The organism is Bacillus sp. EAC (assembly GCF_002156875.1).
Taxonomy (GTDB): domain Bacteria; phylum Bacillota; class Bacilli; order Bacillales; family Bacillaceae_G; genus Gottfriedia.
The window spans coordinates 416,486-438,468 of the sequence record NZ_NCSY01000002.1; the positions used below are offsets into that span (position 1 = coordinate 416,486).

Sequence of the window (21,983 nt, forward strand, 5' to 3'; positions counted from 1 at the left end):
CCTATTTTATTACCTTTTCAATGTCTTCTTTTTGATACTTTTGTTTTGTTGCTTCTCCACCGCGTAAGTGACGAATTGACTTGTGATAATCCAAAATTTCCTTTACTTCATTTGCTAAATCCGGATTAATTTCCGGTAGTCGTTCTGTTAAATCCTTGTGTACAGTACTTTTTGACACTCCAAATTCTTTCGCAATTACTCGAACTGTTTTCTTCGTCTCCACGATATATTTCCCAATCTTGATCGTTCTCTCTTTGATGTAATCGTGCACACTACTCTCCTCCTCGAATTGGATGTGAGAAGCGTGAAATGAGACTCGTTTTGACTGACTTAGCTGCTCTTTTTCCTGCTCTGACTGACCTGCTGAGGTACATTTATTTTGACTAGGTAGAAAATCCACGATCCCTCACCTCAAACACCTCTTTGATGGGTTTATAACATTGTATTAGCAAAACCTAATAACTATGCACAATATTCAGAAAAAAACAAGTGCCCAACACATACGGCATATGAATCACCGTGTATTGGGCACTTTGTGAATTACTATTTATTATTCTTGAGTTTTATTCATATCTGATTCTTGACCATTTGAATCTGTATTACTACCATTAGATTCGCTGTCAGATAAGTTACCAGATGTGTTCATTGTATTTGAATCTTTTGTTTCGCTTTTGTTATTTTCAGCATTGATAATTGCTGATACATCTTGTCCTTGGTATTTCTCAGGATTTACTGCTACACCATCTTTACGTAATTCGAAATGTACATGTACTCCATTTTCTTTACCGATTAATGCAGTTCCAGCAACACCTAATGCTTGTCCTTGCGTAACTTTTGATCCAACTTCAACACTTACAGATTTTAAGCTTTGGTAATATGAAACTAACCCATTTCCATTATCGACTTCAATAATGTATCCTAATTGAGCATCTTTTTGAGCTTTCGTAACAGTACCACTTAGTGCTGCTGTAACTCCAAACTCTTTACCATTCTTATCAACTAGATCCATACCAGTATTAATTGAGTAAGTTGTATCGTCCATTTGAATTAAAGATTGTTGTTGCTCTTCTTTAGACGCTGAATCATCATAGAAATGACTCTTAACTTGAACTGTTGTGTCCTTAGCTACTGGATAAGTTAATTTTTCCTCAGTTTTTGAAACTGGTACAGCATCTGGCTCTTGATTTCGATCAACTACTGTTCCTGTTTGATTAGTTGTAGGAGCATTACTATATTGATACCATAACGCACCTGTTAAAATTACTGCTGCACTTACTAAATAAATTGCTGGTACTACCCAACGCTTTCTTAACATCTTAACGACTTTTTGAGAAGTTTTTTTGTTTTGTTCCTCTCTCATCCTTATCACCTCTGCAATCATTTTCAACAGATTCGTGAAATTATATACGCAATTTAGAAAATTTTAGTTCGACAAAATTCTTATTTTTCCACACAATTTATCAACTAATCCACAATTCATTAGCTAAATACTAACAATTGTTACCAACTTATACACAGTTTCATACAACTTATACACAATATTTGTGGATAAGTGCCATATCTAACTACTTTTATGTAAATATAAAAATGCTAATATATTTTTCTTGCATTTTTTATTCATACAAAATATAATCATTTCTACAAGCTTGTTAGATAAAAAAAACAATTAAGGCCAAAAAAATATTAACTTTAAAATTTAATTTCTGTTTAAATAAATTTCTTTGCGATGATGAAGAAGAGTAGATTATATGAAAGTTTCAGAGAGCTGACGGTTGGTGCGAGTCAGTACGGACATATTTTTGAATGGGCTTCTGAGCAACTAGACCGAACCATTACAGGTGCAGTAGGCTCTGGCGGATGTCTCACCGATAAAAGAGACAGGTATTCAAACTTTTGTTTCGATACTGCTTTTTGTCACAAAGTAGTTCAATTCATTTGTTTTGATACTGTAAAGTGAGTCTAAATCGGTTTTAGACTAATTAAGGTGGCACCACGGGAGTCCTCGTCCTTTTTATAAGGCGGGGATTCTTTTTTTGTGCCCAAAAAGGAGATATTACACATGTTATTTAATAAAAAGAGTTTTTTATCAATCATATTATTACTTTCACTTTCTTTAACTGCTTGTAGTAAACAAGCTACTCAAGGTCAAAATGTATCCGGAAGTCACACGTTACAATTAATGGATACTTCCGATATAGTAAGTCTTGATAGTTCACTTGCTTTAGATGGTCCTTCTTTAAATGCATTAAATAGTGTAATGGAAGGTCTTTATATGCCAAATGAAAAAGGTGAATACGTACCTGCAGCAGCACTTTCTCATAAAGTCAGCAAGGATGGTAAAGTCTATACATTCACCTTAAGAGACGCTAACTACTCAAACGGGGATAAAGTTACAGCAAAAGATTTTGTTTTTGCTATGAGAAGAGCAATTGATCCAAAAACAAAAGCACAATTTGCATATGATTTATATGATATTAAAAATGCAAAGGCAATTAACGAAGGAAAGTTATCTGTGGATAAGCTTGGGGTAACTGCATTAGATGATAAAACATTAGAAATAAAATTAGAACGTGCTATTCCTTACTTTATTCAATTAACAAGTTTACCAATGTATTTCCCATTAAACGAAAAGTTTGTAAAGGAACAAGGAAATAAATATGGTTTAGAGGCAGACACGACTTTATACAACGGCCCATATGTTGTAAGTAAATGGGAACATGAAACTGGATTTACAATGAAAAAGAATCCTCAGTATTACGATAAAAACAATGTTGATATAAATGAGATTGATGTAAAGCTCATGAAAGAAACGTCTACAGCAGTCAACCTTTATGAAACTGGACAACTTGATCAAGCTATTATTGATTCAAGTGTCATTGATCGCTACAAGGACAATAAAGAACTACACAAACTAGCTATGCCAATTGTTTCATATATTAGCTTTAATCAAAAAAATTCATTTTTAGCTAATGAAAAAGCTCGTAAAGCAATTGCAAATGGATTCAATAAAGAAGATATTAGTAAAGTTATCTTAAATGATGGATCGATTCCTACTGATCGAATTATCCCTAAAGGACTTGTAAAAGATTCAAAGGGTACTGATTTTGTTGAATCAACAACTCACTCATCGACAATTAAATTAGACGCTGCAAAGACACTATTTAAAGAAGCTTTATCTGAGACTGGAAAATCTTCAGTTACAATTTCATTATTAGTAAGCGATAGTAATACTTCACGTAAAATCGGTGAGTACATCAAATCTCAATTAGAAACAAACTTAAAAGGATTAACTGTCGACATCACTGTTCAGCCTGCTCAGCAAAAGTTCGAATTAAGAACGCAAGGTGATTACGATCTATCTCTTGATACTTGGGGAGCTGACTATCCTGACCCTACAACCTATTTAGAGTTATTTACATCTACATCAGCATTAAATGTGTTAAGTTTTAAAAATAAGCAATATGATGACTTCTTACACAATGCAAATACTGTAAGCATTCAAAATGAAAAAGAACGAAATCAAATGCTGCACAATGCTGAAGATCTTTTATTAAATGATTCAATTATCGCCCCTGTTTATCAGGCAGGATACGTATATTTACAAAAGTCTAATGTAAGTGGCATTGAAGTCCGACCTTTTGTTGGCTATTTTTACTACAAATATGCTGGAAAACAAAACTAAAAGCAGATATCGGATAACATTAATCAAGTAAAAAAAACAGACCCATTCCAGGTCTGTTTTTTTAATTATTTTTCACTAGTCCTTGAATGTCTTTTTTACTTAACTTTGTGATCTCTATCCCGTTGTAGTAGTACTTTACGATATCATCGAATAGCTTTCCTTGTTTTGCAAGTGCATTAGCTCCATATTGACTCATTCCTACACCGTGACCGTTTCCAATTGTAGTAATAATAATTTCATCTGCATTTCTTTCCCACGTAAAATCTGTTGATCTCAACTCTAATTTTTCTCTAATTTCTCTACCTGTAATAATTTTTCCTCCGAAGTCTACTTGATCCACCCGATTACTTTCTGTTCTAGAAATTACCTTTCCTACTCCAGTTTTCGAATTAATTTTCACACCTAGTCTCTCTTCAAAGTCTTTAATTGTAAAAGATTTTTTTGCTATATAATTTGGGGCAACAGAATCCCATGGACTAGCGACACTTTTTAAATAAGGCAGGTCATTTTTCCAATAGTCTTCAGAGTTCTCTGTATAACCATTACTTGATGAGAAGAAAGATGCCGTTATAGGTTGTCCATTGTATGTTAAAATTTGACCAGTTGTAGCTTTCACGGCTTCTTCAATCTTTTTTATTTTTTGATTGTATTTTGCACCATATCTTTTCTTTAAATCGTCCCGATCCTGAAAAACTTGGAACTGAACTGTATCATTTACCATCGCACCATCATCCAATAGAGATCCCTCTTTTAAGCGTTTGACAATAAATGTTCTTGCACTTAGGCTTTGTGCCTTTAAAGCTTCTGGTTCGAATGATGCAGGCATCTCAGAGGCGACAACTCCCAAAACATATTCTTCAATTGGTAGTTTTTCGATTTTTTCTGTTTTTGTACGAAAAACTGAGATTTGTACTGCATCATTATTTGATGCTTCAACTTGGTTCGCTTTATTCTGTAATTGGTCAACTAATCTACCGTCCGTTTGGCTATGAAACGGAAGAACAAGTAATGTTGGTAAAATAATTACGACTGAGCATGTAGTGAGTCCTGCAGTAATCAATGTTTTAATTGATTTCATCGTTTTCCTCCTATCCATATCCATAAACATTAAAATTCGGCAATATTCTACTAATTGCCGTTCTAATGCTAATTTATGAATATGGACAAGCAATTAGAACATATTTCAATTTATCTTTAGTCTGTTTTCAGAAACTTTGTTGCTATTTAAGGATGTAGTTATGTAAGATTTCCATTCTAGGATGCTCGCTTTCTAGTGGGGCGTACGTTGAACCTCCTCCTGGGCCACACGATGTGGGTCATGCATTCGTTACGGCAGTAAGTCGTGTGGTATTAGAATGTATACCTTTTTTGAACACTGAGGGGTCTCATCTTCCCGCTATTCCCACAGGAGCCTTCCACCTTTCGCACCAATCATTTTCCTTACTACAGTTTTCTGTAAGGAAACCTATATAAAAAAAACTAAAATCATAAAGAATAATCATTGATATAAATTAAAAGTATTATTTTTTGTTATTTTTAGAATATTTATTATGTTTTATGCCTATAACTGTATAGTAGAAAGTGCTTCAATTAAATGCAAAAATGCCCGACTCATTGTGGGGTAACACAAAGAATCAGGCATTTGATGGTTTTTTAAGTTTACGCTTGTAAGTCTTTAAGTGTTTCTTCTTGAATTGCTGTGCTTGGTTCGTTTACACGTTCAATGTCAGCTCCAAGTGCAGCAAGTTTTTCATGGAAGTTTACATATCCACGATCTAAATGTTTTAATTCAGTCACGCGGGTATAGCCATCAACAACAAGACCAGCAAGAATTAATGATGCAGCAGCACGTAAATCCGTAGCAGCTACTTCTGCTCCTTGAAGATTGTTAGGACCTTGAATAATTGTTGAACGACCTTCAATTTTAATATTAGCGTTCATGCGGCGGAATTCTTCAACGTGCATGAAACGATTTTCAAATACTGTTTCAGTAATCATGCCTGTTCCATTAGCTTTTAACAGAAGTGCCATCATTTGTGATTGCATGTCTGTTGGGAAGCCTGGATGAGGCATAGTTTTGATGTCTACAGGTTTTAAATTGTCCGTTCCAATTACGCGAAGACCTTCTTCCTCCTCGATAACTGTAACGCCCATTTCTCGCATTTTAGCGACAACCGAACTTAAATGTTCAGGAACCGCATTTTCAATTAAAACATTTCCATTTGTGATCGCTGCAGCAACCATAAATGTTCCTGCTTCAACACGGTCTGGAATAATATGATGAGTTGTACCAAATAATGTTGGTACACCTTCAATTCGAATAGTACCAGTACCAGCACCACGAACTTTTCCACCCATTGAATTAATAAAGTTTGCTAAGTCAACGATTTCTGGTTCTTTAGCAGCATTTTCAAGTACTGTAGTTCCTTCAGCAAGAGCTGCAGCAGACATAATGTTTTCTGTTGCACCAACGCTTGGGAAATCTAAATAGATTTTTGCTCCTTTTAAACGGCCATTTGATTTTGCCTCAACAAAACCATTTCCAACCGTAATTTGAGCTCCCATTGCTTCAAATCCTTTTAAGTGCTGTTCAATTGGTCTAGATCCAATTGCACATCCACCTGGTAATGCTACACGAGCATGACCGTTTCTCGCCAACAGAGGTCCCATTACAAGAATAGATGCTCGCATTTTACGAACATACTCAAATGGTGCTTCAACATGTAAGTCTTTAGAAGCATCAACTGTTACTGTATTATTTTTAAACTCAACCTCTGTATTTAAATTACGAAGAACTTCGTTAATCGTGTAAACATCAGATAGAGTTGGTACGTCGTGAATTATATTTTTTCCTTCACTAGCTAGTAGCGCTGCAGCAAGAACTGGTAAGACAGCATTTTTAGCACCTTCTACACGTACTGTGCCTTGAAGCTGTTTCCCGCCACGGACAATGATTTTATCCAAGCTTTTCCCCTCCGTGTCCTAAAATAGATCTATCAATATTCTACTGTTATAATCGGTGTTCCAATAATAATTGTTTTCGATTCATCAACCTTGTTTTCACGTATTGCAATTTGTAAATTAATTTTTTTGCCATTTGCAACTAGAGCGTCATTCCACTGTTCAGTATATGCTGAGACAGAGACGAATGCCCCTTCTTTTATTTCTTCAATTTTTTTAGCTTTAAATGTCTCCAAAAAATCATTTTTTATACCCTGCAAAACACCTTCAAGTTTACCACCCATTGTCCCTTTAATACAAGTAAAAAAAGTAGGTTCTTTACTAAAAATATTTTCCAATGAATTCTTTAAGATCATTTTTGTTTCATTTTCTGTTTGCTGGTCCCATTTCGTCCCGTTTAGTTCATAAATTACATAGCTACTATTGTCACTAGTAGATGTTACAACTACTCTTTCCGTGACAAAAGTATGTTGTTTCAGACCAATTATTTTTGATTGTTCTTTGTTTACAGTCCATTTGAAATCTTTCAAATTATTCTTATATTTTCCAACAACTTTAGCCACCGAAGTATCTATTTTAGCCTCTCTAGCGTATAAATTCCAACTTGTAATTGAAATGTCTTTTTTATTTAATACATTTGCAAAACGGTTTAATTGACCAACTCCCGAATCCGCCAATCCAACCTTATTCGAGTAAAAAAACAAAGCAGATGCAAAACAAATTGTAATTAGAAATAAATAGACTATTTTTTTCATAAAAAATCCCCTCTCCTACTTCCATTTTTCACAGGTAGCGAGGGGTTTATACTGTATAATCGTAACACACTTTTTGACAAATTATTTAAAAAGATAAGTAATGTTTTTCGCATATTGTAAATAATCTAAGAAAAAACTGCTTACAGCAGAAGAAATCGTAATGGTTAACAACACCATAAAAAGTCTAATTTGGGCAATATGACCTTTTTTCATAATACTTTCCCATTTAATTGCTGTTAATGCCCACCAAGTTAAAATAATGAAAAGTAAATGAACAATTATTGCTAATACTGACTCTGTCCCGACCAATGTTGCCATCACTTTTCCCCCTTCTCAAATAATCTAAAAGAAAAGGTGTAGGAATGCTCCTACACCTTTTCCAATACTATTTATTTTACGCCATAAAGAAGTCTTTCACAATGTCTAACTTATGAAATAGATCATAAGCTAAAGATGGTTTTACACCTAATAAAATTGTCATTACTGCACAAACTAAAATCACTATAACATGAGTTTTCGGAAGAGTGATTTTACGCTCCTCACCACTTCTAAAGAAAATATTTTGTAGGATGCCAAAGTAATAAAAATACGATATAACAGTTGTTAATAATAAGATACCACCTAGTACATAAAATCCTTTTACAGGTACAAATGCGCCTAAAAAGATATTTAATTTCCCAATGAAACCGGCAGTAAGTGGTATACCTGCAAGTGATAAGACAAAAATTGTCATTGCAACTGCTAAATATGGGTTACTTTTCACAAGGCCAGCAAATGATGATAATGAATCAGTCCCTCTTTGCTGTTGAACATTATAGACAATTGTTAAAATACCGATTGTCATAAATGTGTAGGATAGTAAGTAAAACCAAATACTTTCAAACATAAATGGCGAAATACTTAGGAACGCTACAAGAATATAACCACCATGTGCGATACCTGAATATGCCAACATACGTTTTAAGTTATTTTGTTTTAAAGCAATTGTATTCCCTACAATCATTGATAATGCGGCCAATACGCCAACAACAGGCTGCATTACTTCAAATACAGATTTTTGTTGTTCCATCAATAGTGCTCCTGCAAACACTGATAAGAATATGCGAAGAACGATGATAAATCCACCAGTTTTTGAAACCGTAGCTAAGAATGCTGTAACCGGCGTAGGTGCTCCTTCATAAACATCTGGTGCCCACATATGGAACGGTACTGAAGCAAGTTTAAATGAAAGTCCTACGAAGACTAATACAAACGATAGGATCAGTAGAAATTCATTACTACTCGCCACGCCTTGAGATAGCGCTAAATTCATTTCTGTGATATTTGTTGTACCCGTTAAGCCAAAAGTGTAGCTTAGACCAAATAATGTAATAGCGGTAGAAATACCACCATTTATTACATATTTAAGCGCCGCTTCTGAAGAACCCTCTCTTCTCTTTTGTATTCCAACTAAAATGTAAGAAGAAATAGAAAGTAGCTCTAAACCAACAAATAGCGTAATTAAATCACTGCTTGATGCCATGTACATCGTACCAATTAAAGCAGTAATAAATAGCGTATAGTATTCCGAACGATCAGAGATTGATTTATCTCCAATTGCAAGTAATAAGATTAAGATCGCTCCAATTAGTAAAATGGATTTAAATACTAATGAAAACGAATCAAGTTTAAATGTGCCAAATAATAAATTGACAGGCTCATGTGAGAATAAAGTAATAAGCCAAATAAATGAAGCTACAACACTAATTAATCCAACCCAACCGATTACTTTACGGTCGATTTTTTTAGGTAAAACGAGTTCAAGGGTTAATAGAAGAAGTGCAGCAACGACTAGAACTATTTCAGGACCCATTGTTCCCCATTGAAATTCAGATAATGCTTTCCATGTCATCTTCTATACACCTCGAATCCCTTGAATGATAAAGTCCACCGATGATAAAATCATATCATTTACGAATGCTGGATAAACTCCAAGTAGTACAATTGCGACTACTAAAAGAATTGAAGCCACTGCTTCGCTCTTTGATAAATCAGTGAATGAAGAAACAAATTCACTAGTTTTTCCAAAGCTAAGTGATAAGATTGCTTTTAAAATATAGGCTGCAGTTAAAATAATTCCTAACGTACCTACTGTTGCAATAATTTTATGACTTTGGAAAAGGCCAACAAATGATAACCATTCTCCAACGAAACCAGATAAACCTGGTAAACCTAGAGAAGCCATACCACCAAACAATAGTAATCCTGCTATTCTAGGTGTCGATTTTGCTAAACCACTAATGCGATCAAAACTTGTTGAATCACCACGGTTTTCTAACATGCCTACAAGTAAGAAAAGTAATGCTGCAATTAAACCATGTGATACAGATTGCAAAATTGCCCCTTGAATTCCAGCAGTATTCATTGCTGCTAGTCCAATGATTACAATCCCCATATGTGAGAAACTAGAATATGCCAATACAGATCGTAGTTCTTTTTGGATTAATGCGATATACGCGCCATAAAGTAAATTTACTACTCCTATAATCGCAAGTGCTACAGACATTTTTTCGAATTGATCCGGGAATATTCCTAGAGCAAAACGAATTAAACCATAAGTTCCGATTTTTAATAGGATACCAGCGTGAATGATTACAACTGCAGGATTTGCTTGTGTATGAACATTCACCATCCAACGATGAAATGGAAATAACGGTAATTTAATTGCAAATGCAATTAATAGACAGATTAATAACGTCATTTTTAGATTCTCTGAAATAGGACTAATTGTATCGTATCCCATTGGAATGATATTCGCCAAAGCAGAGTAATTTGTAGTACCAGTACGAGCAAACAGTACAGCAATTACAAATAATAAAAATGCTGATCCTAATCCGTTGTAAATCAGGAATTGATAACCCGCTCTTTCACTATCAAAACGTCCCCATTTTCCAATTAAGAAGAACATTGGTACAAGCGTTAATTCAAAGAATAAGAAGAATAATACTAAGTTTTGAGAAGCAAATACACCATACATACCTATTTGTAGGATAAATAATAGTTGGTAGAAGCCTCTTGAACCTTTATTAATTGAAAATGCTGCTATGACTGCTATTAATGAGATAATACCTGTTAGTAACAGCATTACTAAAGCTAATCCATCAACACCTAGCTCAAACTTCACTTCAAATAATCTAGTTGAATTAGCAAAGAATTTACCAAATGAGAACCAGTTATAAGCGATATTCCAATCTTGTAAATTATGATTTTGACCTGCAATATAAGCAAGTCCTGTTAGAACGAATGATAATACTGATGTTACTAATGCCCAAAGTTTATATGATGTCTTCGGAGCAAATGATACAAGTAACAGTCCTAAAAGAGGTGAAAAAACAACCCATAATAGAAATTGAGAATTCATCATAAGTTGTACCCTCCTTTCACAACTAATACTAATAAAATTAACGCTAGGCCTAATAAAGTAATAAAGCCGTATGTTTGAACTTGACCACTTTGAAGTCTTGAACCTATACCACCAATACTACTCACAATTCCTTTAACTAGAAGCGCTATACCTTCGATAATAAATCGTTCAATTGCGTACATCACATGACCAATCGCAAACATTCCTTTTACAATCGTTAAGTCATATAACTCGTCCACGAAATATTTATTAAGAAGGATTTCATAAAATAATCCGTTATCTTCTTGTTCCGTACTCTTCACTTTTCGTCCATACATATTATAAGCAAGTGTAATTCCGGCAAGTGATACTAAAGTTGCGACAATCATAATCCAAACTGGTTCATGACTATGCTCAGTAATTGTAAATGGGACACCATCCAATAAAAATTCATTTAAGTGGCGACCAAAGAATGGTGTATTAATATACCCTGCAAATATTGCAAGAATACCTAATAATGCCATAGGGATAACCATTGATTTTGGTGACTCGTGAGCACCTTTTGTTTTTTCTTCGCCTGTGAAAACTAGGAAAAATAAACGGAACATATAAAACGATGTAAAAAATGCTGCTGTTAACGCAATAAAGAATAAAACATAATGTCCATTTGACCAAGCTGCAGCTAAAATTTCATCTTTACTAAAGAATCCTGATAATAAAGGAACACCCGTAATCGCTAGTGTACCGATTAAGAATAGGGTAGACGTCCATTTCATTTTATGACGTAACCCACCCATCTTAAAGATGTCTTGTGTATGAACTGCATGAATGACACTACCCGCTGCTAAGAATAATAAGGCTTTAAAGAAAGCATGAGTTGTTAAATGGAAAATACTAGCCGTATATCCGCCTACACCTAACGCAAGCATCATATAACCTAACTGGCTAACTGTAGAATAAGCTAATACACGCTTAATATCTCTTTGTACTAATCCAATACTTGCTGCAAAAATCGCAGTAAATCCACCAACAACTGCAACAACAGTTAATGCAGTTCCACTAGCAATAAAGATTGGATAAGTTGTTGCAACTAAGTAAACCCCAGCTGCTACCATTGTAGCTGCGTGGATCAAAGCTGAAACTGGCGTAGGACCTTCCATTGCGTCTGGAAGCCAAGTATGCAGTGGGAACTGACCTGATTTACCCATTGCCCCAATAAAAATTAGAATACCAATAAGAGTTAACATGCCAGTACTTACTTGTCCACCTTGGATCACATTGAATATTTGATCGAAATCAAAACTCTTTGTTTTCCAAAATAAAAGTACCATTCCAATGAATAAACCAACGTCCCCAATTCTTGTCATAATGAACGCTTTTTTTGCTGCTGCTTTCGCTTCTTCTTTATAGAAATAGAAACCAACTAGTAAAAATGAACCTAAACCAACTAATTCCCAGAATATATAAAGTTGTAGAATGCTAGGTGATATGACTAACGCAAGCATCGCAAATGTAAATAAACCAAGGTAAGCGAAGAACACCGTAATACGGTCATCCTCTTTCATATATGCCGTAGAATAAATATGTACCAATGTACTAACAAATGTAACGATGACTAACATCAACGCGTTTAGTGCATTTACTACATATCCTACATGAACATCAACATTTCCTATCGTTAACCAAGTATAAATTTGTTGCACTGTTTCCCCTTGTAGACGGTCAAATAAGACGAACAAGGAGATGATGAATGAGATTCCTGTTAAAGCCGCTCCTAAAATCCCACTACTTTTCTTACCTTTTGTACCTGCTAATATTAATATTAGAAAGGAAATTAGCGGAAGTACCGGAACAAGCCAAGCATACTGCATCATCAAATTCCACCTCCTAGTTATCTTTTCAATGAATCTGCTTCATCGATATTGACTGTCTGACGATGACGATACCATGCAATTAAGATTGCAACGCCTACAGCCGCCTCTGCAGCTGCTACTGATATTGTAAATAATGAAAATATTTGTCCTGTTAATGATGGAGTAACACCTAATTTACTAAATGCTACTAGATTTATATTTGCTGCATTTAACATTAACTCAATACAAATCAATACGATGACTGTATTACGTTTCGTTAATGCTCCATATAGACCGATACAGAATAAGATAAGCGCTAAAAGAAGATAAGCATTTATTGGAACTGAATTCATTCCTTCGTACCCTCCTCTTTTGAATCATCAGACTTTGCTAAAATAATTGCTCCGACTAATGCAATTAATAATAAAACAGACATTACTTCAAAAGGCACTACATAATTAGAGAATATTTGTAATCCAATATTCTTTGTATTATTCGTAGCTAAATCCACCTCAGTAGATTCGATCGATAGTCCATTAACTCCTAGAAACGTAACAATCCCAAATGCAACAACACCGATTAATGCACCGATATTGCGCCAGTTTCTTTTTGGTTTTTCACTCTCGATATCATGTTTCGTTAACATGATTCCAAAAATCATTAAGATTGTAACCGCTCCAGAATAGATCAGAATTTGTACAACAGCAACAAATTCTGCTGATAATAGTACATAAATACCAGCAATACTAATGAACGTTAATACAAGCGAAAGCATCATATGCATAACTTTCGATGAATTTAACATCATGACTCCACCTAAAATTGCTGAAAGTGAAAGAAGAAAGAAAGCAACTACAAAACCATTCATGCTTTATTCTCCTTTCGAATGTTTTGATCATTTTCATCAAGCCATTGTAAATCTTTAAACAATTCATCACGTGAATATTCAGCTAGTTCAAAGTTATTTGTCATAATAATTGCTTCAGTAGGACAAACCTCTGTACATAAATCACATAGAATACAAATCTCAAAATTGATATCATATGTGTCAATAATTTTTCCTTTTTTCGTTGGATCCGGATGTTTTTTTCCTGTTAAAGTAATGCAGTCTGTAGGACAAATTGCTGAGCATTGATTACAAACGATACATTTCTCAGGATAAAACTTTTGAATGCCACGAAAACGATCTGGTAACGGAATCGGTTGATTCGGATAATCATACGTTACTTTTTCGCGTGTTAAATTTTGAAGCGTATATTTTAATCCTTTTACTAACCCAATCATGACTCACACCCCTTTAGATTGGTCTTCTAGTTTAGTAGAATAAGCTTTTTACTAAAGCTGTTATCATAATATTTGCTAAAGAAACTGGTAATAGTACTTTCCATCCAAACTCCATTAATTGGTCTGCACGTAAACGTGGGAACGTCACACGAAACCAAATTAATAGATATAACACTGCACTAAATTTTAATGAGAACCAAACAGCACCTGGAATAAAATCTAAGAACACGATTGGCTTCCAGCCGCCTAAAAATAGAATCGTAATTAATGAACACATTGCAAAGAAGTAAACATACTCCGAAAGCATGAAGAATGCCCAACGGAAACCTGAAAACTCCGTATGATAACCTGCTACTAATTCTGATTCTGCTTCTGGTAAGTCAAATGGTGTACGATTTAATTCTGCAACTGCTGCTATTAAGAAAATAATAAAAGCAATCGGTTGAGTCACAATAAACCATACATTTTCTTGTGCATTGACAATATCATTTAAATTTAAGCTTCCTGTTAATAAAATAACGCCAAGAACACTCATTACTAATGGAATTTCATAAGAAATCATTTGGGCAGCTGCACGCATACCACCAATAAGTGAATATTTATTATTTGATGCCCAACCCGCTGTCACGACTCCAACTGTTGTTAAGCCTGATACAGCAATGTAGTAAAGTAAACCAACACCAATATCAGCAAATTGTAAGTGCTCTGTAAATGGAAGTGTTGCTAAAACCATAAATGCAGGTGCAAATGCAATAACTGGAGCCAGAATAAATAGTGGCTTATCCGCTGCTTTAGGAATTGTATCTTCTTTTAATAAAAGTTTTAATACATCGGCTACAGTTTGTAGTAATCCGTAGCGTCCCCCTACTTGGTTAGGACCAATACGTCCTTGCATAAAACCCATTACTTTACGTTCGGAAAGAATCCCAAAAGTAACAAATCCCAGAACAACAAAAAGAAAAATAACGCCTAATCCTAAATAAATCAGAAAATTAATCCAAGTCGGTGTGCTTTGTAGTAGATTTTCAATCATTAACCGTCTACCTCCCCAAGTACGATATCAATACCACCTAATATCGTAATTAAGTTTGCAATGTTTTCACCTTGTAATAACTTCGGAAGTATTTGTAAGTTATAAAAAGATGGACGTCTAAACTTCAAACGATAAGGTTCTTTCTTGCCATCACTTGCAATATAGCAACCGATTTCTCCACGAGGAGACTCAATTCTTACATAGCCTTCTCCTTTAGGAGCTTTAATGATCTTAGGAACTTTTGCCAAGATATCACCTTCTGCAGGGAATTGTTCGACAGCTTGTTCTAAAATCTTTAACGATTCTTCTATTTCTAGCATTCTACACATATAGCGATCCCATGCATCGCCAACAGTTCCTACTGGTACACTAAATTCAAAACGATCGTAAATTGAATAAGGTGCATCTTTACGTAAGTCATAGTTAACACCTGTACAACGAAGGTTAGCACCACTTAACGAATAATTGATTGCTTCTTCTGCCGTATATGCTCCTACTCCTTTTACACGGTTAATAAAGATTTCATTTCCAGAAACTAGTTCATGGTATCCTTTTAACTGCTCTCTCATATAAGGAATAAACTCTTCTACTTTTTCAATCCATCCATCTGGCGCATCCCACTTAACTCCACCAACACGCATATAGTTAAATGTTAGACGTGCACCACAAAGTTCATTTAAGAGATTTATGATCATTTCACGCTCACGGAATGCATAAAGGAATGGACTTACTGCTCCAATATCTAGTAAGTTTGTTCCCCACCAAACTAAATGACTAGCAATACGACCTAATTCCATTGCGATAACACGTAAATACTCAGCGCGATCTGGAACTTTAATATCCATCATCGTTTCTACTGCATGACAGATTACATAGTTATTTGTCATTGCTGATAAATAATCCATACGGTCTGTGTATGGAATAATTTGAGTATATTGTAGGTTTTCTGCGATTTTTTCTGTTCCTCGGTGTAGATAACCGATGACTGGTGTAGCTTCTTTAATGATTTCTCCATCAATCTTTAACACAAGACGAAACACACCGTGTGTACTAGGATGCTGCGGTCCGACATTTAATAGCATTTCTTCCGTACGAATCATGGCTTATCCTACACCCCCTCGTCAAATTGTACATAGTCTTTTCGTAGTGGATAACCCACCCAAGTTTCTGGTAATAGTATACGTTCTAATTTCGGATGCCCTATAAACTGAATTCCAAGTAAATCGTATGTCTCACGTTCAGGCCAGTTTGCACCTTCCCAAATTGTCGCAATACTATCTACCACAGGGTTGTCTCGATCAGCTTTTACCTTTAACGCGATTCCATGCTTACGTTTATATGAATAGATGTAAGAATAAACTTCCATATAATCAACAAAATCAGTACCATGTAATCCCGATAAGTATGTAAATTCAAGCTGTTCATTGTTTTTTAAGAACTCTGCTACTTTAAAATAAGCATCTCTTTTAATTGTAAATGTCGGATCATGCTTAGAAAGGGTATTGATTGTTGCTTCCTCAATAACCTCTGATCCAAATTCTTTTTCAATTATTGCTTTCACTTCATCTAATAAAGGTTGGTTATGAGATGGTTGTGCTTCCTCTGCTGAAACTACTGCATCGCCATCTGTTTTCCCTTTAGCTTTTGCTGCAGCAGCCGCTTTTGCTTTTGCAATCGCTATAGCCTTCGCTTTTGCTTTTGCCGCTTCATCATCTGAACCATCTGTTGAAGATTCCTCTCCACCTTCTGATGCTTTTTGTTTTGCCAATGCTGCTGCCTTCGCCTTTGCCGCTGCTACTGCTTTTGCTTTCGCTGCTGCAATTGCTTTTGCCTTTTCATCATCCGCACCTGCTTCAGAAGATACTTCTCCACCTTCTGATGCTTTTTGTTTTGCCAACGCTGCTGCCTTCGCTTTTGCCGCTGCTACTGCTTTTGCTTTCGCTGCTGCTAGTGCCTTTGCTTTATCATCATCTGAAGCATCTTCTGAAGTTTCAGCTTCGCCTTCTAATGCTTTTTGTTTTGCCAACGCTGCTGCCTTTGCTTTTGCCGCCGCTACTGCTTTTGCTTTCGCTGCTGCTAACGCTTTGGCTTTGTCATCATCTGAAGCATTAACTGTAGCTTCCACTTCACTTGATGCTTGGACCTCATCATTACTAGTTTCATTTGATTCAGCTGTTTCTGAAGCTTTTTGCTTAGCAATTGCTGCTGCCTTCGCTTTTGCTGCCGCCACTGCTTTTGCCTTTGCAAGTGCAAGTGCTTTCGCTTTTTCATCTTCTGAATCTTCTTGCTTTGCTTCAACTATCGGTTCAACAACTGATTCTTCGGTTTGAACCGGTTCTTCGTTCGTCGCTTCTTTACTTCCTGAAGCTTCTTTTTCTGCATTTAATTGTTCCATTTTACGACGAGCAGCCTCTTTCGCACGTTCTGCTGCTTCTTTTTTTAATTGTTCTTTTGATTTTTCTTCGCTCATTTATTCGTCACCTGCTTCCCAGTTTTAGCTTCGTAACGAATTTTCTCTTTTAATTTATTAATTCCATAAATGAGAGCAGCTGGATTTGGAGGACAACCCGGTATATAAACATCTACTGGGATGATTTGGTCAACACCTTTTACGACTGCATATGAGTTAACATAAGGTCCACCGGCCGTTGCACATGAACCCATAGCAATTACCCATTTAGGTTCAGGCATTTGATCATAAAGTCTTTTTACGATTGGCGCCATTTTTTTCGTTACTGTTCCAGAAACAATCATACAATCCGATTGACGTGGAGAAGTACGGAAAAACGAACCAAATCGGTCTAAGTCATAATGAGATGAGCCAACGCCCATCATTTCAATTGCACAACAAGCCAACCCGAATGTTAATGGCCATAACGAGTTACTTCTTGCCCAAGCTTTCACTTCTTCAAGTGTTGTGAAAAAAATATTTTTTTGGAGCTCTTCCATTTCTGCTACGGAGATCCCATCTAGCTTCATAACCATTTCAACACCTTCTTCTTCCAAGCATAAATAAGTCCAAGTAGGAGCATTAGAATAAAGATTATCATTTCAACAAAGGCAAAAAACCCGAGTTGATCAAATGCAACCGCCCAAGGATATAAGAAAACAGTTTCAACATCAAAAATTACGAATAATAGCGCAAAAATGTAATAACCAGCATGAAAGCGAACTTTTGCATCATGAAATGGTTCTATACCACTTTCATAAGTTGTTTTTTTCGCCTCAGTTGGTGCATGTGGTCTTAAAATCTTCCCAATAATTGAAAGTGCAACAACTGGAAGTGCAATTCCTATAATTAGAAACACAGCAACGATCACATAGTTATTTAAATAAGCATTCACGAAACTTGTCCCTCCCCTAACTACAGAGCCCTACATTATATGTTTATTATAAATATAATGTATTTTTCATTAATTTTTATTTTTCAGTTTTGTAATCGTATCCATTATAACAAATGTGGCAAAAACGTGTCGATATTTATTGCTATTAATCCTAAAATTGAATAGTATCTTTCGAAAATATTTTCTACAGTATTTTAAATAGACATTTTTTATTTTTCACTTATAAAATCCTACCTCTTATATAATCTTATGTAATTATTAATATTTTATATCAGAATAGAAGTTATCCACAAATCCACAGAAAGTTATTCACATTTCCACAATATTGCAAAAAGGTTTAATTGTCGAAAAAAAAAACCAGCTCTATCATGAGCTGGCTATTTTATGATGCAATCGTTTCTGATGACTGTTTCTGATGATTTTTAGCTTGTGGTTTCGCAAACTTTTTACTTTTCGTACTTCCCATAAAGAATGAAAGTACTAATGCTAAACAAGATAATACTGTCGCAAAGATGAATGCGTCATTTATTCCGTTAATAGCGGCCAATTTAGAAGCTTGACTGTATAGCATTGTAATTGCCAAAGAACCGCCTTGGCTCGGAGCTAATCCACTTGAACTAGCTATTTGCGTTCCTGCATGCTGTACCCAATCAGTTATGAATGGGTTAGTTCTTGTTATTTCATTCGAATAATCAGCTAAGTGATTAGTCGTTTGAGTTGTCATTATTGTAACTAAGATCGCTGTTCCAACTGACCCAGCAACTTGTCTTAATGTATTCTGAGTTGCGGTACCATGTGAAATTAATTTAACAGGTAATTTGTTTAAGCCAGCAGTCATAATTGGCATCATAATAAAGGACATACCAAATGAACGAACAGTATAGTAAAACATAATCTTTAAATACGGTGTATCAATCGATAGTTTTGTAAACTCGTAGGTTGTATATGTCATGATTAATAGACCAAAAATTGCTAAAGGTCGTATACCATATTTATCAAATAATTTACCAGTAACTGGTCCAAGTGCCCCCATAATTAGAGAGCCTGGAAGTAATAATAATCCCGCTTCAATTGGTGTAAATCCGCGGATATTTTGTAAATATAGAGGTAATAGAATCATACCTCCAAATAATGCAGTAGTTACGATTAAGTTAATTAATAAAGTATAAGAAAAGCTAAAGTTCTTAAATACTCTTAAATTTATCAGTGGTTGTTTCGCAGTTAATTCTCTCCATACAAATAAACTTAAGCTTATAAAGGCTGTAATTAATGAAATAACAACTTCTGCACTTTCCCAGCCTTTATTACCTGCTTCACTAAAGCCATATAATAAAGTCCCAAAACCAATCGATGAACTTACAATCCCCCATATATCTAAGCTTGGAAACGTACGATTTCGACTAATTTTAAACCATGATAATGCTAACATTATTGTAATTACACCAATAATAGCCATAGCATAAAACAGAATGTGCCAAGTATAGTTTTGAACAACATATCCAGTTACAGTAGGGCCAATTGCTGGTGCAAGAATCATCGCAATACCCATTAATCCCATTGCTGCGCCTCGTTTTTCTGGCGGGAATAATGTCATGAATATATTCATACCAAGAGGCATTAATATACCTGCACCAACCGCCTGAACGACACGACCAACCATCATTATTGGGAAGTTACCTGAAAGCGCACAAATGACAGACCCGATCGTAAAGAAGACCATCGAAAAGATAAATAATTTTCGGTAAGTAAATGTATCAACTAAATAAGCACTAATTGGTATTAAAATACCATTAACCAACATAAATCCAGTAGACAACCACTGTGCTGTTGAAGTCGTTACATTAAAATCTGCCATTAGAGCTGGCAACGCTACATTAATTAACGTTTGATTTAAGATTGATACAAACATTCCAAGTAATAATACAGTTAATACTTTTCCAATACTAAAACTTAATTGTTCACTTGATTGAGATTGAGCAGGTTTAGCCTCTTTGTCTCGTTCAGATCTCTCATTTATATTACTCTCGTCTGCTTGACGTATTTGATTATTCTTTTGTACCTTTGTCTCATCGTTTTTAGTCTTTAACATGAATCGATTAACGATATAAAAAACGATTACGCTAAACCCTCCATATGCTAGTAAGATTCCTGTAGACATAGTAATTCCTCCTTACTTATGAATACGAACAGAAGCATTCATCCCTGGAACAATGTCAAATGACTTATTATGATCTAAAGAAATTCTTACAGGTACCACCTGTTCTACTTTCGTATAATTTGCGTTCGCATTTCCAGATGGTAATAAGCTAAATGTATTAGCAGTTGTTAGTCCAACAAATTCTACTGTTCCTGTTAAAGTTGTGTCAGGATATGCATCAACATAAATATCTACTTCTTGACCTTTTTTTACATCCTCTACTTCAGTCTCTTTAATGTTTGCAGTTACCCAAAGGTTATTTAAGTTATAAGCATAACCAAGTGTAGATCCAGTCCCTACTAATTGATCTTTAATTGCATTTGTTTGAACGATCGTTGCAGATGTTGGAACAGATACTGAAACTTCATGAGCTTTGTCGTTTACATTCTGAGGTGCAGCTAAGATTTTACCAATCGATTCGTTTGGTGAAAATGTTTTACCGAACGATCCATTCCATGACTCTAGCTTTCCTGCAACAGGTGATGAAATAACGATTTGTTGACCATCAATTTTTGCATTTTCTGTTTTTACATAATTCGTCGATTGATCATAATAATAATAACCACCAATTCCTCCAGCCACTAAAACGACTAAAGTGATTATATTAATTAATACTAATTTCTTCATGTTCCCCATAAATAAAATTCCTCCTAAATCTATTCATTCTCTCATTATTTCTTTACTAGGAGCTAAACAACACGTTGTTGTTTTACTTCTCATAGTTTTTAATTATAATTGATTTAGGAACGTACTCAACCGTTAAAAAACTCATTTTTGTTGCTTAAACAACATATTTTTTATCTACTGTTAGTTTAGGCTAAGTTAAACGACAAAGGAGATTTGAAATGTCGATTAAAAATAAATTAGACCCACGTGTATTACGAACTAGACAACTTTTACAGGACGCATTAATTTCATTATTGGCTGAAGGTAATTTTGAGGAGATTACTGTACAAGATATTTCAAAGAAAGCAAATGTAAATCGTGCGACTTTTTACAGTCATTATGAGGATAAGTATCATATGATTCGTCAAATTGTTGGCGAAAAATTAATTGAGTTAGATCAAAGTATAAAAGATGTGGAAACGACTACCGATGGAACTTCAGAACAATTAGACGAAATAGCATTCCAATCATATCTCCATCTATTTGAACATCTTGAAAAGAATTTCCATTTCTATAAGGTTTTATTAAAAAAACAAGGACCAAATATTTTTAGACGCAAATTATATTCAGTCTTAGAAAAAACATTCGAAACTGGATTAGCTTATATTCAACCTAAACAAAAGAACTTGTTAGTCCCTGGTGACCTTTTAATTAGTTATATTTCAGGAGCAACACTAAGTGTCATTTCATTCTGGTTAGAAAAAGACATGCCTTATTCACCTAAATATATGGCAGAACATCTGTTGATTATTTCCCGTAATGGAATTATTTCAACTCAAATGGATGAGAATTAACTTAATTTATGCAAATAAAAAAGAGCCCATTA

The 21,983-nt window shown here is 34.9% G+C and carries 21 protein-coding genes and 1 other annotated feature; of the genes, 2 read left to right on the plus strand and 19 right to left on the minus strand.

Translation table 11 applies throughout. The annotated features are described in order from the left end of the window. Position 1: 1 nt before the first annotated feature. Positions 2 to 271, minus strand: coding sequence for a sporulation transcriptional regulator SpoIIID (gene spoIIID, locus B7R65_RS05020; RefSeq protein WP_088041648.1), 270 nt, complete (start codon positions 269 to 271; stop codon positions 2 to 4). 279 nt (positions 272 to 550) lie between these two features. Further along, positions 551 to 1,360, minus strand: coding sequence for a stage II sporulation protein SpoIIQ (spoIIQ, locus tag B7R65_RS05025; protein WP_179194777.1), 810 nt, complete (start codon positions 1,358 to 1,360; stop codon positions 551 to 553). 357 nt (positions 1,361 to 1,717) lie between these two features. Next, positions 1,718 to 2,013 (plus strand) — a binding site (T-box leader). Positions 2,014 to 2,059: 46 nt separating this feature from the next. Here spoIIQ and B7R65_RS05030 point away from each other — a divergent pair. Further along, positions 2,060 to 3,682, plus strand: coding sequence for a peptide ABC transporter substrate-binding protein (locus B7R65_RS05030; RefSeq protein WP_088041650.1), 1,623 nt, complete (start codon positions 2,060 to 2,062; stop codon positions 3,680 to 3,682). Positions 3,683 to 3,743: 61 nt separating this feature from the next. Here B7R65_RS05030 and spoIID read toward each other — a convergent pair whose 3' ends face one another. The 17 genes from spoIID to B7R65_RS05115 all read right to left on the minus strand — a co-directional run bounded on the left by spoIID (position 3,744) and on the right by B7R65_RS05115 (position 21,127). Next, positions 3,744 to 4,760 carry a stage II sporulation protein D gene (gene spoIID / locus B7R65_RS05035; RefSeq protein WP_088041651.1) on the minus strand — a complete coding sequence of 339 codons (1,017 nt, stop codon included), beginning with the start codon at positions 4,758 to 4,760 and terminating at the stop codon, positions 3,744 to 3,746. Between the two features lie 581 nt (positions 4,761 to 5,341). After that, on the minus strand, positions 5,342 to 6,646 hold the full coding sequence (gene murA / locus B7R65_RS05040) for a UDP-N-acetylglucosamine 1-carboxyvinyltransferase (RefSeq protein WP_088041652.1): 1,305 nt from the start codon (positions 6,644 to 6,646) through the stop codon (positions 5,342 to 5,344). Positions 6,647 to 6,678: 32 nt separating this feature from the next. Beyond that, positions 6,679 to 7,398, minus strand: coding sequence for a YwmB family TATA-box binding protein (locus tag B7R65_RS05045; protein WP_088041653.1), 720 nt, complete (start codon positions 7,396 to 7,398; stop codon positions 6,679 to 6,681). A gap of 81 nt (positions 7,399 to 7,479) precedes the next feature. Further along, positions 7,480 to 7,716 carry a DUF1146 family protein gene (locus tag B7R65_RS05050; protein ID WP_088041654.1) on the minus strand — a complete coding sequence of 79 codons (237 nt, stop codon included), beginning with the start codon at positions 7,714 to 7,716 and terminating at the stop codon, positions 7,480 to 7,482. Between the two features lie 76 nt (positions 7,717 to 7,792). After that, positions 7,793 to 9,289 carry an NADH-quinone oxidoreductase subunit NuoN gene (nuoN, locus tag B7R65_RS05055; RefSeq protein ID WP_088041655.1) on the minus strand — a complete coding sequence of 499 codons (1,497 nt, stop codon included), beginning with the start codon at positions 9,287 to 9,289 and terminating at the stop codon, positions 7,793 to 7,795. 3 nt (positions 9,290 to 9,292) lie between these two features. Further along, complete coding sequence (locus B7R65_RS05060; RefSeq protein ID WP_088041898.1) at positions 9,293 to 10,798, minus strand: complex I subunit 4 family protein; 1,506 nt, start codon at positions 10,796 to 10,798, stop codon at positions 9,293 to 9,295. Beyond that, positions 10,798 to 12,654, minus strand: coding sequence for an NADH-quinone oxidoreductase subunit L (nuoL, locus tag B7R65_RS05065; RefSeq protein ID WP_088041656.1), 1,857 nt, complete (start codon positions 12,652 to 12,654; stop codon positions 10,798 to 10,800). Before nuoL ends, B7R65_RS05060 begins: the two co-directional genes overlap by 1 nt. A 17-nt stretch (positions 12,655 to 12,671) precedes the next feature. After that, positions 12,672 to 12,986, minus strand: a complete 315-nt coding sequence (nuoK, locus tag B7R65_RS05070) for an NADH-quinone oxidoreductase subunit NuoK (protein WP_088041657.1) — start codon at positions 12,984 to 12,986, stop codon at positions 12,672 to 12,674. After that, a complete protein-coding gene (locus B7R65_RS05075; RefSeq protein WP_088041658.1) occupies positions 12,983 to 13,501 on the minus strand; it encodes an NADH-quinone oxidoreductase subunit J in 519 nt (172 codons plus the stop codon). Before B7R65_RS05075 ends, nuoK begins: the two co-directional genes overlap by 4 nt. Then, positions 13,498 to 13,917: an NADH-quinone oxidoreductase subunit NuoI gene (nuoI, locus tag B7R65_RS05080; protein ID WP_025568978.1), complete on the minus strand. Its 420-nt coding sequence runs from the start codon at positions 13,915 to 13,917 to the stop codon at positions 13,498 to 13,500. The genes B7R65_RS05075 and nuoI overlap by 4 nt, the downstream gene beginning before the upstream one ends. Positions 13,918 to 13,948: 31 nt before the next feature. After that, positions 13,949 to 14,950 (minus strand): NADH-quinone oxidoreductase subunit NuoH, encoded by a 1,002-nt coding sequence (gene nuoH, locus B7R65_RS05085; RefSeq protein WP_088041659.1) that lies wholly within the window; start codon positions 14,948 to 14,950, stop codon positions 13,949 to 13,951. Beyond that, the gene (locus B7R65_RS05090) at positions 14,950 to 16,050 is read right to left on the minus strand and encodes an NADH-quinone oxidoreductase subunit D (RefSeq protein WP_088041660.1); all 1,101 of its coding nucleotides are present in this window, start codon (positions 16,048 to 16,050) and stop codon (positions 14,950 to 14,952) included. The genes nuoH and B7R65_RS05090 overlap by 1 nt, the downstream gene beginning before the upstream one ends. Positions 16,051 to 16,058: 8 nt before the next feature. Beyond that, positions 16,059 to 17,420, minus strand: coding sequence for an NADH-quinone oxidoreductase subunit C (locus tag B7R65_RS05095; protein WP_088041661.1), 1,362 nt, complete (start codon positions 17,418 to 17,420; stop codon positions 16,059 to 16,061). After that, complete coding sequence (locus B7R65_RS05100; RefSeq protein ID WP_088041662.1) at positions 17,417 to 17,935, minus strand: NuoB/complex I 20 kDa subunit family protein; 519 nt, start codon at positions 17,933 to 17,935, stop codon at positions 17,417 to 17,419. The genes B7R65_RS05095 and B7R65_RS05100 overlap by 4 nt, the downstream gene beginning before the upstream one ends. Then, complete coding sequence (locus B7R65_RS05105) at positions 17,926 to 18,294, minus strand: NADH-quinone oxidoreductase subunit A (protein WP_088001374.1); 369 nt, start codon at positions 18,292 to 18,294, stop codon at positions 17,926 to 17,928. Before B7R65_RS05105 ends, B7R65_RS05100 begins: the two co-directional genes overlap by 10 nt. 382 nt (positions 18,295 to 18,676) lie before the next feature. After that, a complete protein-coding gene (locus B7R65_RS05110; protein WP_088041663.1) occupies positions 18,677 to 20,452 on the minus strand; it encodes a DHA2 family efflux MFS transporter permease subunit in 1,776 nt (591 codons plus the stop codon). Positions 20,453 to 20,464: 12 nt separating this feature from the next. Beyond that, the gene (locus tag B7R65_RS05115; RefSeq protein ID WP_088041664.1) at positions 20,465 to 21,127 is read right to left on the minus strand and encodes an HlyD family secretion protein; all 663 of its coding nucleotides are present in this window, start codon (positions 21,125 to 21,127) and stop codon (positions 20,465 to 20,467) included. Positions 21,128 to 21,336: 209 nt separating this feature from the next. Here B7R65_RS05115 and B7R65_RS05120 point away from each other — a divergent pair, with 209 nt between their 5' ends. Continuing rightward, positions 21,337 to 21,951 (plus strand): TetR/AcrR family transcriptional regulator, encoded by a 615-nt coding sequence (locus tag B7R65_RS05120; protein ID WP_088041665.1) that lies wholly within the window; start codon positions 21,337 to 21,339, stop codon positions 21,949 to 21,951. The last annotated feature ends 32 nt before the right edge of the window (positions 21,952 to 21,983 follow it).

Excerpts from the sequence above, each read along its gene's own strand:
- spoIIQ (WP_179194777.1), bottom strand. The coding sequence starts at position 1,360 with ATGAGAGAGGAACAAAACAAAAAAACTTCTCAAAAAGTCGTTAAGATG.
- B7R65_RS05030 (WP_088041650.1), top strand. The coding sequence starts at position 2,060 with ATGTTATTTAATAAAAAGAGTTTTTTATCAATCATATTATTACTTTCA.
- spoIID (WP_088041651.1), bottom strand. The coding sequence starts at position 4,760 with ATGAAATCAATTAAAACATTGATTACTGCAGGACTCACTACATGCTCA.
- B7R65_RS05045 (WP_088041653.1), bottom strand. The coding sequence starts at position 7,398 with ATGAAAAAAATAGTCTATTTATTTCTAATTACAATTTGTTTTGCATCT.
- B7R65_RS05050 (WP_088041654.1), bottom strand. The coding sequence starts at position 7,716 with ATGGCAACATTGGTCGGGACAGAGTCAGTATTAGCAATAATTGTTCAT.
- nuoN (WP_088041655.1), bottom strand. The coding sequence starts at position 9,289 with ATGACATGGAAAGCATTATCTGAATTTCAATGGGGAACAATGGGTCCT.
- B7R65_RS05060 (WP_088041898.1), bottom strand. The coding sequence starts at position 10,798 with ATGAATTCTCAATTTCTATTATGGGTTGTTTTTTCACCTCTTTTAGGA.
- nuoL (WP_088041656.1), bottom strand. The coding sequence starts at position 12,654 with ATGATGCAGTATGCTTGGCTTGTTCCGGTACTTCCGCTAATTTCCTTT.
- nuoK (WP_088041657.1), bottom strand. The coding sequence starts at position 12,986 with ATGAATTCAGTTCCAATAAATGCTTATCTTCTTTTAGCGCTTATCTTA.
- B7R65_RS05075 (WP_088041658.1), bottom strand. The coding sequence starts at position 13,501 with ATGAATGGTTTTGTAGTTGCTTTCTTTCTTCTTTCACTTTCAGCAATT.
- nuoI (WP_025568978.1), bottom strand. The coding sequence starts at position 13,917 with ATGATTGGGTTAGTAAAAGGATTAAAATATACGCTTCAAAATTTAACA.
- nuoH (WP_088041659.1), bottom strand. The coding sequence starts at position 14,950 with ATGATTGAAAATCTACTACAAAGCACACCGACTTGGATTAATTTTCTG.
- B7R65_RS05090 (WP_088041660.1), bottom strand. The coding sequence starts at position 16,050 with ATGATTCGTACGGAAGAAATGCTATTAAATGTCGGACCGCAGCATCCT.
- B7R65_RS05095 (WP_088041661.1), bottom strand. The coding sequence starts at position 17,420 with ATGAGCGAAGAAAAATCAAAAGAACAATTAAAAAAAGAAGCAGCAGAA.
- B7R65_RS05100 (WP_088041662.1), bottom strand. The coding sequence starts at position 17,935 with ATGGTTATGAAGCTAGATGGGATCTCCGTAGCAGAAATGGAAGAGCTC.
- B7R65_RS05110 (WP_088041663.1), bottom strand. The coding sequence starts at position 20,452 with ATGTCTACAGGAATCTTACTAGCATATGGAGGGTTTAGCGTAATCGTT.
- B7R65_RS05115 (WP_088041664.1), bottom strand. The coding sequence starts at position 21,127 with ATGGGGAACATGAAGAAATTAGTATTAATTAATATAATCACTTTAGTC.
- B7R65_RS05120 (WP_088041665.1), top strand. The coding sequence starts at position 21,337 with ATGTCGATTAAAAATAAATTAGACCCACGTGTATTACGAACTAGACAA.